General features: G+C 54.8%; 12 protein-coding genes, 1 tRNA gene and 1 pseudogene. 5 read left to right on the top strand and 9 right to left on the bottom strand.

Features of this window, described 5'->3' with window-relative positions:
- Positions 1–173: 173 nt before the first annotated feature.
- The 3 genes and pseudogenes from JUK32_RS03690 to JUK32_RS03685 all read right to left on the bottom strand — a co-directional run bounded on the left by JUK32_RS03690 (position 174) and on the right by JUK32_RS03685 (position 4,091).
- The gene (locus JUK32_RS03690; RefSeq protein WP_204137498.1) at positions 174–1,991 is read right to left on the bottom strand and encodes a hypothetical protein; all 1,818 of its coding nucleotides are present in this window, start codon (positions 1,989–1,991) and stop codon (positions 174–176) included.
- An 18-nt stretch (positions 1,992–2,009) separates the two neighbouring features.
- Positions 2,010–2,465: pseudogene (locus JUK32_RS28625) on the bottom strand (AAA family ATPase); the annotation flags it as partial.
- A 1,110-nt stretch (positions 2,466–3,575) separates the two neighbouring features.
- Positions 3,576–4,091, bottom strand: a complete 516-nt coding sequence (locus JUK32_RS03685) for a phycobiliprotein lyase (RefSeq protein WP_204137497.1) — start codon at positions 4,089–4,091, stop codon at positions 3,576–3,578.
- A gap of 175 nt (positions 4,092–4,266) precedes the next feature.
- Between JUK32_RS03685 and hemE the strand changes: the two genes are divergently transcribed.
- The 4 genes from hemE (at position 4,267) to ftsE (ending at position 8,981) form a co-directional block, all read left to right on the top strand.
- Entirely contained in the window at positions 4,267–5,331 is a 1,065-nt protein-coding gene (hemE, locus tag JUK32_RS03680; RefSeq protein WP_204137496.1) for a uroporphyrinogen decarboxylase, read from the top strand.
- A gap of 136 nt (positions 5,332–5,467) precedes the next feature.
- The gene (locus JUK32_RS03675) at positions 5,468–6,454 is read left to right on the top strand and encodes an NAD(P)-dependent oxidoreductase (protein ID WP_204137495.1); all 987 of its coding nucleotides are present in this window, start codon (positions 5,468–5,470) and stop codon (positions 6,452–6,454) included.
- 295 nt (positions 6,455–6,749) lie between these two features.
- Positions 6,750–7,907, top strand: coding sequence for a Holliday junction branch migration DNA helicase RuvB (ruvB, locus tag JUK32_RS03670; RefSeq protein ID WP_204137494.1), 1,158 nt, complete (start codon positions 6,750–6,752; stop codon positions 7,905–7,907).
- A 177-nt stretch (positions 7,908–8,084) separates the two neighbouring features.
- A complete protein-coding gene (gene ftsE / locus JUK32_RS03665) occupies positions 8,085–8,981 on the top strand; it encodes a cell division ATP-binding protein FtsE (protein ID WP_204137493.1) in 897 nt (298 codons plus the stop codon).
- A 77-nt stretch (positions 8,982–9,058) separates the two neighbouring features.
- On the opposite strand, the gene JUK32_RS03660 is transcribed toward ftsE, so the two are convergent.
- From JUK32_RS03660 to JUK32_RS03645, 4 genes are all read right to left on the bottom strand, one after another.
- The gene (locus JUK32_RS03660; protein WP_204137492.1) at positions 9,059–9,652 is read right to left on the bottom strand and encodes a DUF2808 domain-containing protein; all 594 of its coding nucleotides are present in this window, start codon (positions 9,650–9,652) and stop codon (positions 9,059–9,061) included.
- Positions 9,653–9,787: 135 nt separating this feature from the next.
- Positions 9,788–11,104, bottom strand: a complete 1,317-nt coding sequence (locus tag JUK32_RS03655) for a lipid-A-disaccharide synthase (protein WP_204137491.1) — start codon at positions 11,102–11,104, stop codon at positions 9,788–9,790.
- 119 nt (positions 11,105–11,223) lie between these two features.
- Positions 11,224–12,489 carry a rod shape-determining protein RodA gene (gene rodA, locus JUK32_RS03650; protein WP_204137490.1) on the bottom strand — a complete coding sequence of 422 codons (1,266 nt, stop codon included), beginning with the start codon at positions 12,487–12,489 and terminating at the stop codon, positions 11,224–11,226.
- Between the two features lie 248 nt (positions 12,490–12,737).
- Positions 12,738–12,810 (bottom strand) — tRNA-Ile (locus tag JUK32_RS03645).
- A 629-nt stretch (positions 12,811–13,439) separates the two neighbouring features.
- Here JUK32_RS03645 and JUK32_RS03640 point away from each other — a divergent pair.
- Positions 13,440–14,762, top strand: coding sequence for an MFS transporter (locus tag JUK32_RS03640; RefSeq protein WP_204137489.1), 1,323 nt, complete (start codon positions 13,440–13,442; stop codon positions 14,760–14,762).
- 36 nt (positions 14,763–14,798) lie between these two features.
- On the opposite strand, the gene JUK32_RS03635 is transcribed toward JUK32_RS03640, so the two are convergent.
- A complete protein-coding gene (locus JUK32_RS03635; protein ID WP_204137488.1) occupies positions 14,799–15,347 on the bottom strand; it encodes a hypothetical protein in 549 nt (182 codons plus the stop codon).
- 54 nt (positions 15,348–15,401) lie between these two features.
- Complete coding sequence (locus JUK32_RS27895; RefSeq protein WP_255538051.1) at positions 15,402–15,533, bottom strand: hypothetical protein; 132 nt, start codon at positions 15,531–15,533, stop codon at positions 15,402–15,404.
- Between the last annotated feature and the right edge of the window lie 172 nt (positions 15,534–15,705).

Raw genomic sequence — 15,705 nt, 5'->3', positions numbered from 1 at the left:
GGGGGAGTTCAGTCATGACCAAAGCCTAACATCCTCTGCTAGCTCATCGCTTGAGTCAACCTGGTTGAGCAATTACTCCAAATGTTTAACGTCACATGCATGAACTGCGAGGCTCGTAGCAAAGCGGATGACCAGGCCACACGGGGCTATCCGCTTGCTTTGCCCCTGTTGTATCACCTTATAGGGTTATGATGCTCGCTCATCTTCCACAGGAAGGCTTCCATCATGATTCGCGTCGAAGTGGGGAAATCATTGGAAAGGGTCGTCAGGACCTTCTTAAGTCGGTTCGAATCATTCACCCGAAAGACCCACCCAAACGGAGCGGGAATAGCACTTAGCCAATTTCCTGGAAGTTGATCGCCAACTTCAACTTCTTGAGCGGGAGCGATACTGAATACTATTGGTACGGCAAGTTCTTCCCCCTCTTCATCAAGTTCGAGAAGGGTACGCAAAGCAACTTCCCACTCGCCGAGGCACCATAGAGCTGCAGCTAGGTAGCCTGCTATGACTGCTAGTGGTTGCTCGCTGGTCGCGCGTTGCAACAACGCACCAAGGGCATGGATAGCGGCGCGAGCGTCAGCATCACGATCATCATCGATTGCGGCACAGTACTGATGGGTGGCTTCCGCAATCCAAATTGGATTTTCCGATACAAGGGAGACTTCCAATAATCCGTGAGCAGCCCCAATAGCACCTGGTCGATGCATACGCCTTGTTTCAACCTCAACAAGGCACCGATAAAGATCGTGCCAGCCAATGAGATCTTTCAACGCGATCTCGTCTGCGTGCTCCATCCTAGCAGTGTAGGCAGCAACTAAATGAGTGTGTGCCTCATCAAGATGGTCATGTTCTAGCGCGACGCGCCCCCAAACTTGTTCGGCTTGGAGGGTAGCGTGCCAGTAGTCTTCGCGTTGTCCGACATCTAAAGCCCGTGACAGTAGATTTTGGGCTTCTTCATAGCCATTCTCTTCGTTAACAACCAGCAATGCCAACGCAATCATTGCTTGAACCGAGACCTGCGTTTCTCCATCCTCTACAAGTTCCTGGTAAATACGTTTTGCCTCCTCCGGTCTGTCCAAGTATGTGAGCATTGAGGCTTCCTCAAAGCGTGGAGAGTTAATAAAGTCATCAGGTGCCGATATCTGAGCTCGTCTGTAGCAATCCAAGGCTTCGGCAGTTTCTCCCATAAGTCTCAGCCCCCGTCCGCGCTGATACCAGACAAATGACCATGGCCCGCCAACTTCCTGCTCAGAAAGCGATGCGGTAAGTTCAAGAATCTGCCCCCAAAAACCGTTATCACCAGCATGAATCACCAAGGCCACTAGGACGCGTTGTGCTTCACTTGCCAGACCAGCCTGGGTTGCGTGGTAGCCATACTCACGAAGCTGATGAATAGTAAAACTATCAAGTGGAGTCATATGTGCTGCGGCGCTTCGATGAAGTTGCTTTGTACGAATATCTGACAGACTTTGCTCGACAAGTCCTCGAATCATTTCATGAACCGCGTACCTGTTGTTCTGAGCTGAGACCAACAGGTGAGACATGGCCAGGCTGCGAACACACATGCGCTCGATCTCATTTTCAGCAACCCAATCAGCCTGGAAACCTGCTCGATAAACTGAACACCGTTCCAATACATCCCGCTGAAGGGGCTCAAGCATTTCTAGAACCGTGGAAGCAAGCCATGCACCGGCCTTTTCTTTGACTACAATGCCTGCATCACTTTCGGAAAACCGCTCCATTGCAAGTGCTGCGAGTTGAATCAAATATGGGTGACCGTTCACCAATCTCAGGATGTCCTTGTTCGGTCTACGTCCGGCCAACGCTCTGAACAGTTCTATCGCGGCGGTTTCATTAAGTGGTGGTAGTTCGTAGAGTGAACCCCATCCAAGTCGCTCCACTGCCCGGACATTTGTAGATGTGATTATCTGGGCTCCATTGCTTAATTGCGCCCAGATCGCCTCTAGAATCGTTACGTCTTCTTCTGCCAATCCTAGTGCGTCCCATACGAGAAGTAATCGATGCTGAGAGACCAAGTTGCCAATAACGCGACCGATTGTGTGTGGAGAGGCGTGAGGCTGTCGGAGCAACTCTCTAACGCTCGCATCTGAGTAGCTCTCAGCCAATGCATCAAGTGCGCTCAGGCCGCTCCTCACGCTTGTCATTGTCGAGCAGTCCATCCAGGCAACGTCAGCGAATTGTGCTTCAGAGCATATCTGAGCCGCAATGGAACTTTTTCCAATCCCAGAAGGCCCCACAAGAACCAATGTGGAATTCTCCCTGAGGAGCTTAAGGCAATGTTCAATAGTGCCGCGTCGTCCTATGAGATCACGCGGGACAGGGGGCGTGAAGAACTCACGTGATCCGGAGACTGGAGTAATTGGTACACGCCGAATATTGAGACGTTCTAGATAATCGAGTATTCGGGGCGCGGTGAGAGTTCCGTGGATATGCTCAAGGACCATCTGACATAGAGCTGCTCGCGTAGACGAGGGTCGAGTAGCGAACAAGAGTCCAAGTAATTGGTCGAGTTTCGATCGTAGTTGCGATTCGTCAATTGTCTCTATCCGAAGTCTCCGAAGCAAAAGCCAGGATTCCTCGCTTGTAAGCTCCCAAATTGAGCACAAATCTTCGTATGCCCGCCGGTGTGTTTCGGTATTCAGGAACAAGCCACAATACTCATCATACGATTCGGCAGAGCAAGCGCGCTCAGCCAACTCGCCTAGGGCTAAGACACCATCACCTGAAACGAACACACAAGTGACACGTTCGTCTGCCAGCAAGTGTTTCTTGAATGTCTCCAGTACGGATTTCAGCCTTGAGATCGACCAGCGCCCTTCGGACGCATTTCCTCTCTTAACTTGATGGAATTCTATGCCGCCGCCGTCAAGCAAACAGTGGAACTCTATCCCATCAATATCGGGTGGCTCCAATCGTATTGAGGTCGCCCGTCCCAGCACGATATCGATCAGACGGTCTACCGTCCACAGTAGCTCGTACCTGTTGCCTGCTTTATCACTTGCGCCCCCTGGCAGCGGCATGATGTCTCCCCTATGTTATGAATGCAGTATGCCCTCATCCGCCGACAAGTAGTAAACGATGAGTAGGTAGCGAGCATAATGTGCCAAATATGTGGCAAATATGCGGCAAGTACAGCACAAGCAATAGTCATACTCGTCATGTTTAGTCAAAAGGAGAGATCGCCACCCCTTCTCCTATGGAGATCCACCCTCCAACTATCGCCCTTTCAGCACTCTGGTTTGGAGGGATACGAGTTTACGGATCTCGTGGGTGATGTCTTTCTGATCTTCATGCAGGACGGTGTACGCTTGGGCATCGGTCGAGTCAAGCTCAATCGGTCGTGGTCGTGGTTTAGTACACCTCGTTCATCGGTCATGCAGCGCTTTCTTAGGCTAGCGAGGAAGTCATGAGCGATTAGGTATCAACGGATAGCTCGTAGCCCGCCTTAAGCAAGAAACCAGAATTGGCGATCGCAATAAATCGATCGCAATAAATAAGGGTGCGATCGCCAGCCTTGTCCTTTAACGTCATAACCGCCAAGGTTGCACCACTGGTTAGGTCGATCGCCGGATCTCTGAACAAAAGGACGCCATCTGATAACCGTCGGCGCGTTTGACCAGGCTGGTGCGCATCCGCAGATTGGGATTCATGTACCACAGCCGCTCGTCCGACTGAAACTCGTCATTGCGGACGCTCAGGTTCAACACTTCGCCATCCAGGTGATATTGGCCCGCGATCGCCGGTTCGCGATCGGTCTGGCTCAAAAACTGCCCCGATATCCCATCGTCCGATTTGAGGCCCACCATCAGAGTGGTGCGTTGGGGGGTGGCAGCGCCGCCGCCATACAGGCTCGCCTGTTCTTCTGGCTGAATGGTGTAGGCAAAAATTGCGGTGTCCGCAGTGGCGCTGAACTGTTGGCACAGGGTCACTACCCGGGGGTCGTTAGTTTCGACGCGGGTGATTTTGAGCGTGGCCTGTCCGGTTTGAGAGGGTTGCCCCGGAGCAAAGTGGGTGGTGCGCTGCGAGAACCAGGTTCCTTCAACTGTTTCAAAAAAATTAACGATACTCATGCCAATGCTTTCAGGGGCTTCAAATGTCCTTGTGACCTTTATTCTACGTTGAAGCGATCGCACTCCCGACACAAAAAATGGCAGACTCCCCAGAAGCCCTGAGATACAAGGATTCACTGAATGTTACGCTAGCCTCTACGCTTAAAAACTTTCGTAAACAATAGGTAAAGCTTCAATGACTGGTTTGAATCAGGAACCTTTATTGCTTCGGGCGGCGCGGGGCGAATCAGTAGAACGGACCCCCGTGTGGATGATGCGTCAGGCGGGTCGGTATATGAAGGTCTACCGCGATTTACGAGAGCAATATCCGTCCTTTCGCGATCGCTCGGAAAATCCGGAGCTAGCGATTGAAATCTCCCTACAGCCCTGGAAAGCATTTCGCCCCGACGGCGTGATTATGTTTTCCGACATTTTGACGCCGCTAACGGGCATGGGCATTCCCTTCGACATTGTGGAAAGCAAAGGCCCCATGATCGATCCGCCGATTCGCTCTCAGGCTCAAATCGACGCCGTTCACGACCTTGACCCGGACACCGCGACCCCCTACATTCGCACTATTCTGAGCACGCTGCGATCGGAAGTGGGCAACGAGGCCGCTGTCCTTGGTTTCGTGGGTTCCCCGTGGACTTTGGCGGCCTACGCCGTTGAGGGCCGCACTTCGAAGAATTACGCCAACATCAAAGGCATGGCCTTTTCGGAACCCGCCATGCTGCACCAGTTGCTCAGCAAACTAGCTGACAACATTGGCATTTATGCTTGCCACCAAATTGAATGTGGGGCGCAAGTCGTTCAACTCTTTGACTCCTGGGCGGGCCAACTCAGCCCGATGGATTACCGCACCTTTGCCTTGCCCTATCAGCAACAGGTGGTGCGTCGGGTGAAAGCCAAGTATCCCAACACCCCGCTCATTCTGTACATCAGTGGCAGCGCTGGGGTGCTGGAACTCATGGGCGAATCTGGCGTGGATATCGTCAGTGTGGACTGGACTTTGGATATGGCGGAAGCCCGTCGCCGTTTAGGGCCGGACATGAAGGTACAAGGCAACGTTGACCCCGCCGCTTTGTTTGGTTCTAAGGACTTTATCCGCGATCGCATTCTCGACACTGTCCAAAAGGCGGGACGCAAGGGCCACATCCTGAACCTGGGCCACGGCATCCTCCCCGGCACCCCGGAAGATAATGCCGCGTTCTTCTTTGAGACGGGCAAAAATCTGAATCAGCTCCTGGCCGTTCCCGCATAGGCTGAATTTTTCAACTGGGTGATACGCTGGGATCACCCCAAAATCGTTTAATCGCGATGACGGACGCTGGGCTCCCGAGGCTGGGGGCGCAGCGTTTCTGTTGATGGGGGCCTGAGTGTTATTCCCTGGCAGTGCGGTGTCTGAACTGAATCAACCTTCTGAGCGCAATCAGCGGCAACGGATTTTCATCACTGGGGCAAGTGGTTGCATCGGCCATTACCTGGTCGAAACCCTGCTGAACGATACCCCCCACGACCTCTTTTTGCTGGTGCGCAATCCAGACAAGTTGCTGTTTCCCTGGCAAAATGAGCCGCGTATCCAGGTTATACAAGACGACATTCGCCACATTGACGCCCACGCTGAGCTGTTGAAAACCATCGATACTGCCATTTTGGCCGCGACCTCCTGGGGGGGCGCACCCGAAATTTACGACATCAACGTGACGGGCAATCATCGGTTGATGGAGCTGTTGGACGGCGATCGTTGCCAACAGGTGCTCTACTTCTCCACCGCCAGCATCCTCGATCGCAATAATTTGCCCCTCAAGGAAGCGGGCGAAATTGGCACTGACTACATTCGCAGCAAGTATCAGTGCTACATGCAGTTGCCGGAGTTGGCGATTTATCCGAAAGTGACCACTGTTTTCCCGACCTTGGTGTTTGGCGGCGACAAAGACAAACCCTACTCCCACATTTCCGCTGGCATCACCGAAGTCACCAAATGGATTGGCCTGATCCGCTTTCTCAAGGCCGATGGCAGTTTCCACTTTGCCCACGGCAAGGACATCGCCCTAGTTGTCACCCATCTGGTCGATCATCCGCCGGCTCCGCAAGCTAGCCGTCAGGTCATTATCGGCAACCCGGCGCTGACTATCGATCGCACCATTGAAGAAATCTGCGATTACTTAGGCAAGCACATCTACTTCCGTATTCCCCTGTCGATGTGGCTGGCCGATCGCATTATTGACTGGTTCAACATTCGCATGGCCGACTGGGATCGGTTTTGTCTGCAATATCGACATTTTGTTTACAATCAGCCCGTCCACCCTGAGACGCTGGGCTTGCAGCCCTATTGCCCTACCGTGGCCGACCTCATGCGAGTCAGCGGCGTGCTGCCGGGTTGAGTAATACGACCGTTCTGATTAGAATCAGAGGCAATCTGCGATCGCGCTAGCCCTGAGCTTTATGCAGATCCGGCAGAGGCATTGGCCTGTGCGGCCCGACCTCACCGCTTGCAGCACTTCTCCTTGCCAAAGAGAGGTTTAGGGAAGTTACTGCTCTCCTTCAGAGGCTTAACAAAACTCCGATCCCTCTCCTTCTCAAGGAGAGGCTAGGTGAGGTTTTCCGATCGCACACAATATCAGCTTCTGACTTAGACCCGGTTTCGCCTCCATTAAGCACCTCTCGCCCCACTCGTTTATGGCTATCATTTCTTCCCAGTCATCGCCAGAGCCCCAGCCACCGAAAAAGGGTGATGTTCCGTCTGAGGTCGCTACACCGAAGCAGTCGGCTCCAGAGTCGTTGGTGCGCGAACCCAAAGAAGCCCCTGCCGCCGCTGCGCAGGATGTTACGTCCCCCGCTACCCCAGTAGATGATGGTCTACGTCCCCAAAAGTTAGCGGACTATATCGGCCAAAAGTCTCTGAAGGAAGTGCTGGACATCGCCATCCGCGCGGCGCAGTCCCGTAAGGAACCGCTGGATCACTTGCTGCTGTACGGCCCGCCAGGACTTGGCAAAACCACGATGGCGCTGATTTTGGCCCAGGAGATGCAGGTCGATTGCAAAATCACCACCGCTCCCGCCTTAGAACGGCCCCGTGATATTGCGGGCCTGCTGGTCAATCTGAAACCCGGCGATGTCCTCTTTATTGACGAAATTCATCGCCTGCCCCGCGTGACCGAAGAGATTTTGTATCCGGCGATGGAAGATTCGCGGTTGGATATCACCATCGGCAAAGGGCAGAGTGCTCGCACCCGCAGCATCCCTCTGCATCCCTTTACGCTGGTGGGGGCGACGACCCGAGTGGGGGCACTGACCTCGCCGTTGAGAGATCGCTTTGGCCTGATCCAGCGGCTGCGATTTTACGAAGTGGATGAACTGACAAAAATTGTGCAGCGCACGGCGCAAGTGCTCAGCACCCCGATTCAGTTTGATGGGGCCGAGGAAATTGCCCGGCGATCGCGCGGCACCCCGCGAATTGCCAATCGTTTGCTCAAGCGGGTACGTGACTATGTGGAGGTGAAACAGTCCGGCGAGATTAATGAAGCGATCGCGGCGGAAGCGCTGGAACTCTTCAACGTTGATCCCTGTGGATTGGACTGGACCGATCGCCGATTGCTCTCAGTCATGATCGAAAACTTTAACGGGGGGCCAGTGGGCCTAGATACGATGGCGGCAGCCACGGGCGAAGACGCCCAAACCATCGAGGAAGTCTACGAACCCTATCTGATGCAGTTGGGCTATTTACAGCGCACCCCCCGAGGCCGGGTGGTCACCCGCGCCGCCTGTCGCCATTTGGGATATGAAGACAGTGTTGTCCCCGATTTTCACGGCGAACAGCAGCTTTCCATTATGTAGAGTCCCTGGCGAACCGTCCAACGCTACCGGTAGCGTTGGACGGTTGAAGAAATTGCTCATATCTTTACAGAGAAAAACTAGACATTTGCGCGAAGTTCAGTACAATACAGCGTCATGGCGTCCAGTCAGCGAGTCTACAGTAAGTTCTGGTCGTCAGCCTGTTTTAGGACTTTGCCCATGACCTCAGTTGTTACTCGGCCAGCTAGCGGTAACTATGACAGACTGCCCGAAGATGTGCGCACCGCCTTGAGCGATCGCCTACAGCAGACTCAGCTAGAGACGCCCAGTGAGCTGCCGCCGCCGCCCTCGGCAGCGCGTAAGTTCCCGTCGCGCCCGCCGCGTCAAGCGGCCTCTACAGCCACCGCGAAACCGCCATCGAAGCCGCGTCAAACGGCCAGCAACCGTGATGTCGTCGTAGCGCTGCAAAATGTCTCAAAGCAATATGCCAAGGGTCACAAAGCGCTGATTGATGTTAACTTGCAGATGCATAAAGGGGATTTCCTCTTTATTACGGGGCCGTCGGGGGCGGGCAAATCGACCCTGCTGAAGCTGCTGTATGGGCAAGAGCGCCCCACTGCTGGGGAAGTGATGATTGAAGGAACCCCCATTGGCCAATTACGGGGCAACCAGCTCGCCAAAGTTCGTCGCCGCATTGGCGTGGTCTTTCAGGACTACAAGCTGATTCCCCGGCGCACCGTGGCGGAGAATGTGGCGTTTGTGCTGTGGGCGCAGGGCTATTCGCGCAAGGAAATTCATCGCCGCCTCTGGCCCACACTGAAAATGGTCGGCCTGCAAGATAAGTCGGAATCTTTTCCCCATGAGCTATCGGGGGGAGAGCAGCAGCGGGTGAGCATCGCCCGCGCCGTGGTCGGTACGCCACCCCTGCTGTTGGCCGACGAGCCCACGGGCAACCTCGATCCTGACAATGCCCTTCAGGTGATCAAAATTCTCAAAAAGCTAAATTCCATTGGCATTACCGTCGTGGTGACCACCCACAACGAACAGTTGGTCAGAGTGTCGAACCATCCCGTGGTGCAAATCAAAGATTGCCATCTACAGCATTTGCGGAAATAGGGACGATCGCGACTGCCTGGCCCGGAATCGTGGTGGGCGGCCTCAGCTACCGCTGTGATCGGTAAACATTGCAGGCGTTAGTGAAAAAACAGCAACTCGCGCTGATAAATATGGATGCGCCCCGTGCCGACTCGCTGAAATTGGGGCTTTTCGCCGGCGGGAGCGGCGGTCACTTCGTATAAATAAACGCCTTCCCAGCGGGGATTGCGCACCAGTCTGAGGGCAAAGGTGAGTAACTGTCCGGGGGCCGCAGGCTCAGCTAGCTGCACGGTAAGGGTCTGCGAGTCAGCGTCATACTCCGCCGTGGCAATGTCGTAAGCTGCGCCGCGATCGCGCCGGGTGCCCGAAAACACCTCAATCTCGTGGGTGCGATAGTTCAACCGCGTAAAGCGCCCCTCAATCAGCGACACCGTCAGGATTTCGAGGGGTTCCTCAGCGTCCGGCGGCAGATCGACCGTGACGTAGTAAGTGGGGCGGCGATCGTAAGCGTCGTTGTCAAGGGTAACGAAGTCAGCCAATCGCGGCGGACTCGTGAAGACCGTGGTGCCATCTCCCAGTTGTACCGCCGTTGTTGGCCGCATCGGCAGGGCCACCGTGACCAGACCGATCACGCTCGCCAGGGCAAATGCGAGTTGCGATCGCTGTTTCATCTTTCGGTTCCAGAGTCTCATCGGTGGCTGCCTAAACGTTAACGACTGAGCTTTCATCCCCTGTCACTTCAGCATAGGGGCGACAACTTTTTTTGTGGTCGAGTTGTGTCGGAGCATTTACACACGGGGATGTTGCGGCGATCGCCAGGCCGGAGGTCAACCCGGCGATCGCTCTGGCAACTCTCCGGCGACGGCCCCCTCGCCCACTCGTAAAACAATTTGGGCTAACTTTTGTGCCGCCCCCGAGACTCCCCGCACCTGCTGCAAATCGTCGCGCATCTGCTGGAGTTGCTCGGGATGGTCAAGATAGTTGAGCACGCGATCGCCCAAGTCGTCAGCCGTCAGCCGTCCCAGCAGTTCGGGCACCACCTCGCGCCCGGCCCAGATATTCGGCCAGGCAAAGAGCTTGCGGCGGCGCGACAAATAGGCTAACAGCAAGCGATTAATCAGGATATTGAACGGTTTGCCCACCAGCGGCAGCGCCACCAAAAGTCCTAAAATGCCGTCCCAGGCATTCATTGCTTCCAACTGTTGCGTGGGCAGCAGCACAATCATCGGCACAGCAAGGGCTCCCAGTTCGGCGGTATTGGCCCCCACAGTGGTGAGGCAGAGCTGACACTGGCTGGTCACCGCATGGGCTGGAAACGACTGCCACAAAAAGATCTGGGTACCCTGCGCCGTTTTCAGATAGGGGAGTTGGTCAGGTTCCGACGGCGTCACCAGGGTGAGTTGAGGCGCGGCAAACACGCTGTGAAACGGATTTTGCTCGGGGTCGGCATAGGTCATTAGCGAAGCGAGATCAACCGTCGGCGCTACGGGAATGACGAATTTGACCTGGGGATGCCGCTGCCCCACGTAGTCTGCGGTGGCGGTCAACAGCGGCACGCCCTGAGTCAGTTTCGCCCGTTTAGAGCCGGGCAAAATACCGATCAAGACACTGTCATCGGTTAGTCCTAACTGCTGGGCCGCCGTCGTTTGTCCGGCCAACGTCGTTTGCCCATCGGCCATTAAATCGCCCACGACGGTGTACTTCTGGCGATAGCGTTGGGGGGCTTGGTCAATTAAGCGCTGGTTCATCACGCCAAAGGCATTGACCCAGCGGGGCCAGTTGGTGAACCATTCGGCATAAATGACGGTTTTATAGCCCAAATGCCGCCCAATGATGACGGGGTAAATCTGGTCACCGCCGAGGAAGAGAACGACACCGCGATCGCGCCAATCCCAGCCTGCAGCGGTTTTGCCCCGCAGCAAAAAGGGCCAGAAATGCTGCGCCGACTGCACGCGATCGACTTCGGGATATTGCTGGGCGATCGCTGCCTCTCGCCCGGTGGCATTGGGGCAGGGCGACAACACGACCGAAATGCGCAACTGTTCGCTGTCGGGAACTTGAGCCCGCAGCGCGGTCACCACTGGCTTCACCCAAGTTGTAATTTCACCGGGGCCATTGGCCAATATCACCACATCCATTGCCATGATTCACCGGCTCCTAAAATTGACGATACCCAGGCTGGTCGCAGCGACTCGACTCTGGGCAGTAAGGGAAGCGTGCATAGATTTCGCCGCTGTCCCGGTGTTATGCGAGCAACCCCTTATTAGTCTCGAAAAGATCTGAACCGGGAACGATGGTTAGCCACCGACTCCACCAGCCCTACGGCGAGGAAATTAGTCACCAAGGCCGATCGCCCATAACTCATCCACGGCAGGGGAATGCCCGTGACCGGCGCAAGGCCAATCGTCATGCCAATGTTGATCACCACCTGAAAAATCAGCATCGAGAACACGCCGATCGCCAGCAGCGAACCAAAGTTATCCTTCGCATTTTGGGCAATGAGCACCAGCCGTAGGCAAATAAACCAGTAGGCCGCGAGCACCGCGATCGCCCCCACAAAGCCCCACTCTTCCCCCACGGCGGAAAAGATAAAGTCCGTGTGCTGCTCAGGAATAAAGTTCAGCTGGGTTTGGGTGCCCTGGTGCAAGCCCCGGCCCCAAAGCTGCCCCGCCCCAATAGCAATGCGTGACTGAATCAGGTGATAACCACCCCCCAGCGGATCTTTATCCGGGTCGAGGAACAGAATGAGGCGATCTTTTTGATACTCCTTCAACAGCCCCCAAAAGACCTCGCCCAGCTTGCCCGAAATCAGGTTGACCGCAGTTACGGTCACAGTGCTGAACAACCGCCACGGCAAGGTAAACCAGGCAATTAGCCCCATGCCAACCGACCACACCAGCCAGATCGGAATCGAAAAATGGAAAATGATCGCCGCCACTAAGGGAGAAATCATCATTACTAGCCAACCCGGATTCACGTTGGCCCAATAGAGCATCCCCAAGGTGATCGCCCCAAACACCAGCGAGGTGCCCAAGTCGGGTTGCAAAAAGACGAGCGCCCAGGGCACGCCCGCGATCGCCAGCACCCGAATCATGCTCAGCAAAGTAATCGAGCGCTGCCCCTGAAGATTGGCCGCGAGGGTGATAATCAGCCCCACTTTGGCGAACTCTGACGGCTGCACGTTAAAGCCAAAAATCGTAATCCAACGCTGGGCTCCCAACCCAGAGGTGCCGATAAAAATCACTGCCAACAGCGACGCATTGACGAGGGCATAAATGACCCACTGCCACTGTAAAAACAGGTCATAGCGCACGCGGGCTAAGCCCAAAGCGAGGCCCACCCCAATCAGCCCTAATGCAATGTGATTCCACCCATAGGGGGTGGTCTCTTGGCTGAACTGCGTACTGGCAATCACCACACTGGCAAACAGGGTCAGGGCTGTCGTCACCAGCAACAGCGACCAGTCAAAGTGCTGCCAACCGCGCCACCAGCGCTGCCAGCCAGAGCTAATCCGAGAAGAACTAGTCATACTTCATCCTGCCGAAAAATCACGGCTGCCGCTATCCATCAGCACTTCATTGAGGGGCAGACTCTCAAGCGTTAACTACAGTAACATTCCCACCTGCTCGACAGCGCAAATCGCCGCGATCGCGCAGCCACCACGAATGAGAGGCCTTTCGGCGACCCTGATTTCGGCAAACGACCCCCAATCCGGAACAACGGCAAGTAAAACCGGAGCGTACATGTACACGAGAAGCTGTTGGGATCGAGGCAAAGTCCAGGGTACAGGAGTCGAACCTGTCTAAGGCGAATTATGAGTTCGCTGCCTAATCCGCTCGGCCAACCCTGGTAGGCAATCCCATTTTAGGCGAGAACTTTTGTTTGTCACCTCGTCGGTCAGAATTCGCTGCCTTGGGCGAAGCCGGGTATTGCTGCGGCAACTCTGAACAGTCCCTTGCAGTCACTTGCAAGGCGGGGCGATCGCGGCTCGGTGGGGACGTATCGGTCACAATTTCCATCTCTTGGGGAAGGTGAGTTCTAGTCTGAGGTGATTGGGTCGGTGATATTTGCTAGTTAGTCTATTGGGCAACGCCCAATAGACTAACTAGACAACTGAAGAGAAGCAGGGAAATCACCATCCCCCGCGCGTTGTGTCAAAATTCGGTCACCTGATAGACGGCCCAGAAAATCATCACCTCTTACACTAATAACTCACGGGTAATTAATCATCGCCCATCATCCACCTTGTTGATGAGCTAGTTAACCTGGCCGATGGAGTTCTGAATGTAGGCTTTCAACCAAGGCTTTCACCAAAATCTATTTGGAGCTTCGTCAGTCAGAGCAATCATCAATGCTGTTCGCCATCCGGTAAGCGATGTGAGTTCAGCGATCGCAACAATTTGTTGATGGACTGGGAGACCTCTTTTGACTTCATCACCGCAGGTAAAACCTAAACTATCGTTCTGGCAACTCTGGAACATGAGTTTTGGTTTTTTTGGCATCCAGTTTGGCTGGGGATTACAAATGGCTAATACGAGTGCCATTTTTGAGCATTTAGGCGCTCATGCTGACCAAATTCCTATTTTATGGTTAGCGGCCCCCCTGACGGGATTGGTGGTGCAACCAATTATTGGCAACCTCAGCGACAACACCTGGGGATTTTTGGGGCGGCGGCGGCCGTACTTTCTCGTCGGCGCAATTTTGGCCTCCCTGGCGCTGATTTGGCTACCCAACTCCAGCAGTTTGTGGATGGCGGTGGGCTTGCTGTGGCTTCTTGATACCGCTGCCAACATCAGCATGGAACCGTTTCGGGCGTTTGTCGGTGACTTGTTGCCCGCCCACCAACGCACCAAGGGCTTTGCGATGCAGAGTCTGTTCATTGGCCTCGGGGCAGTGCTGGCATCGGCGATGCCATGGCTGCTCTCTAATGTCTTTGAGTTATCGGCTAACTCGGCGACTAATAATACGGTGCCGCAAGCGGTGAAAATTTCCTTCTACATCGGGGCGGCGTGCTTTTTGGGCACGGTGATGTGGACGGTGCTCACCACTGAAGAGCGGCCTCCGCGTGATATGGAAGCTTTTCGGGAGCAGCAAGAGCGTCGATTAGGCATTGGGGCTACCGTCCGCGAGATTTTCACGGCGTTCAAACAGATGCCGCCGACCATGCGCCAGTTGGCTTGGGTGCAAGGTTTCAGCTGGCTTGGGATGTATTGCGTGTTTTTGTACTTTCCCCCCGCGATCGCCCATAACTTGTTTGGGGCCACGGACGAAACTTCGCCCCTGTATAGCCAGGGTATTGAGTGGGCGGGACTGTGTATCGCGGCTTATAATGCGGTCTGCTTTTTCGCCTCATTTCTGCTGCCCAAACTGGCTGCCGCTACTAGTCGCCCGATCGCCCATGCCCTGTGTCTGGCCTGTGGTGGCGTCGGACTCATTTCCCTATGGTTTGTGCCGTCGCCCGCCTGGGTGCCCTTGCCGATGTTGGGGCTGGGGGTCGCTTGGTCGAGTATTCTGTCTCTGCCTTATGCCATGCTGGTGGGCGCACTGCCTGCCAAAAAAGGCGGCATCTACATGGGCATCTTTAATATGTTCATCGTGTTGCCAGAAATCATCATCTCGCTGGGTCTCGGCTGGGTCATGGCTCACCTGTTCGATAACAATCGGCTGCTTGCCGTGATGCTGGGCGGCGTTTGTTTCATCATCGCGATTCCCTTCACGTTGAGGGTGCAAGAAGTCGCCGCCCAGCCACTGGTGCAGTCCAGCCTGAATCCACCGCGAGAACCTGAGGCGGTTGCCAAATAGCACCGCGTCGTTACCCTCTAAAGCCTTACAAGGCTGTTACTGCGCCTGCAAGTCCGACAAGTTGGTGGCGGGCGCGTTCAACACATTCACCATGATGGGGTGGTCTATTGGCCCAGTCAGTGTCAATAAAGTGCGACCATCCTCAGCGAGAAAGGTAAGGTTGGCAATTTCTAACTGATAGATTTCATTGAAGTAGGTGTATCGCACGGCAGTCTGTCCCGCAAATTCAGCGGTTGCGTACTCCGGAGCATAGTAATCCAGCCAGGGTCGCCGTTCCCGAATCAAGTCCACCAGCGGTTGGGTCGGATCGACTGCCGGATGCACTTCTAAAGCGACATAGGGTGGGACTTCACCATATTCGCCAGCGCGGGCCAGACACTGAATAAAGCTAAAACTATTGGGATCGTGAAACGTAATGTGGCCACTGCTCCGCAACATGGCGCGGTAATTTCTGGGAATCTCAAGGGTCAGCCCAAACGCTTCTACATTAAGGGGCTGTAGGTTGGGGCTGGCGATCGCTGGGGTCGGCGGGCGGCACGATCGGGCAAAAGCTGGAGTTGGCAACATCGCCATCGCGATGCTCATCACACATCCAACGGTCATTGTTGCCGGCATCAATCGGTTCATCCAGTTCCCCTCTTACAACCCATCGCACTGATCGAGACTATTCTCTCGCAGCGGCGATCGCCTCAGCAACCGCAATGTTGGCATCGCTGCACTGCGGCGACTCTGAGCCGCGATCGCACCAGCCAATGGCGTGAAGCCTGTCATGATTTGACGGTCCAATCTTGGCCGTAGTCAGACGATGATCCCCAGCTGGTGGAACGCAATAATGCGTGGCTCCAAATCGAAAACAAGCATGTAATTATCTTCTTTGTCTGGTAAAACTTTCAACACCTGTTGCATGAGGCATAGTTTGATAAGGGGCGGCCAGAGAGTCGAT

This window comes from Halomicronema sp. CCY15110 (assembly GCF_016888165.1).
Lineage (GTDB): Bacteria > Cyanobacteriota > Cyanobacteriia > Phormidesmidales > Phormidesmidaceae > Halomicronema.
The sequence above is the reverse complement of the archived record's forward strand: the minus strand, read 5'-3'. Positions and strand labels throughout refer to the sequence as shown.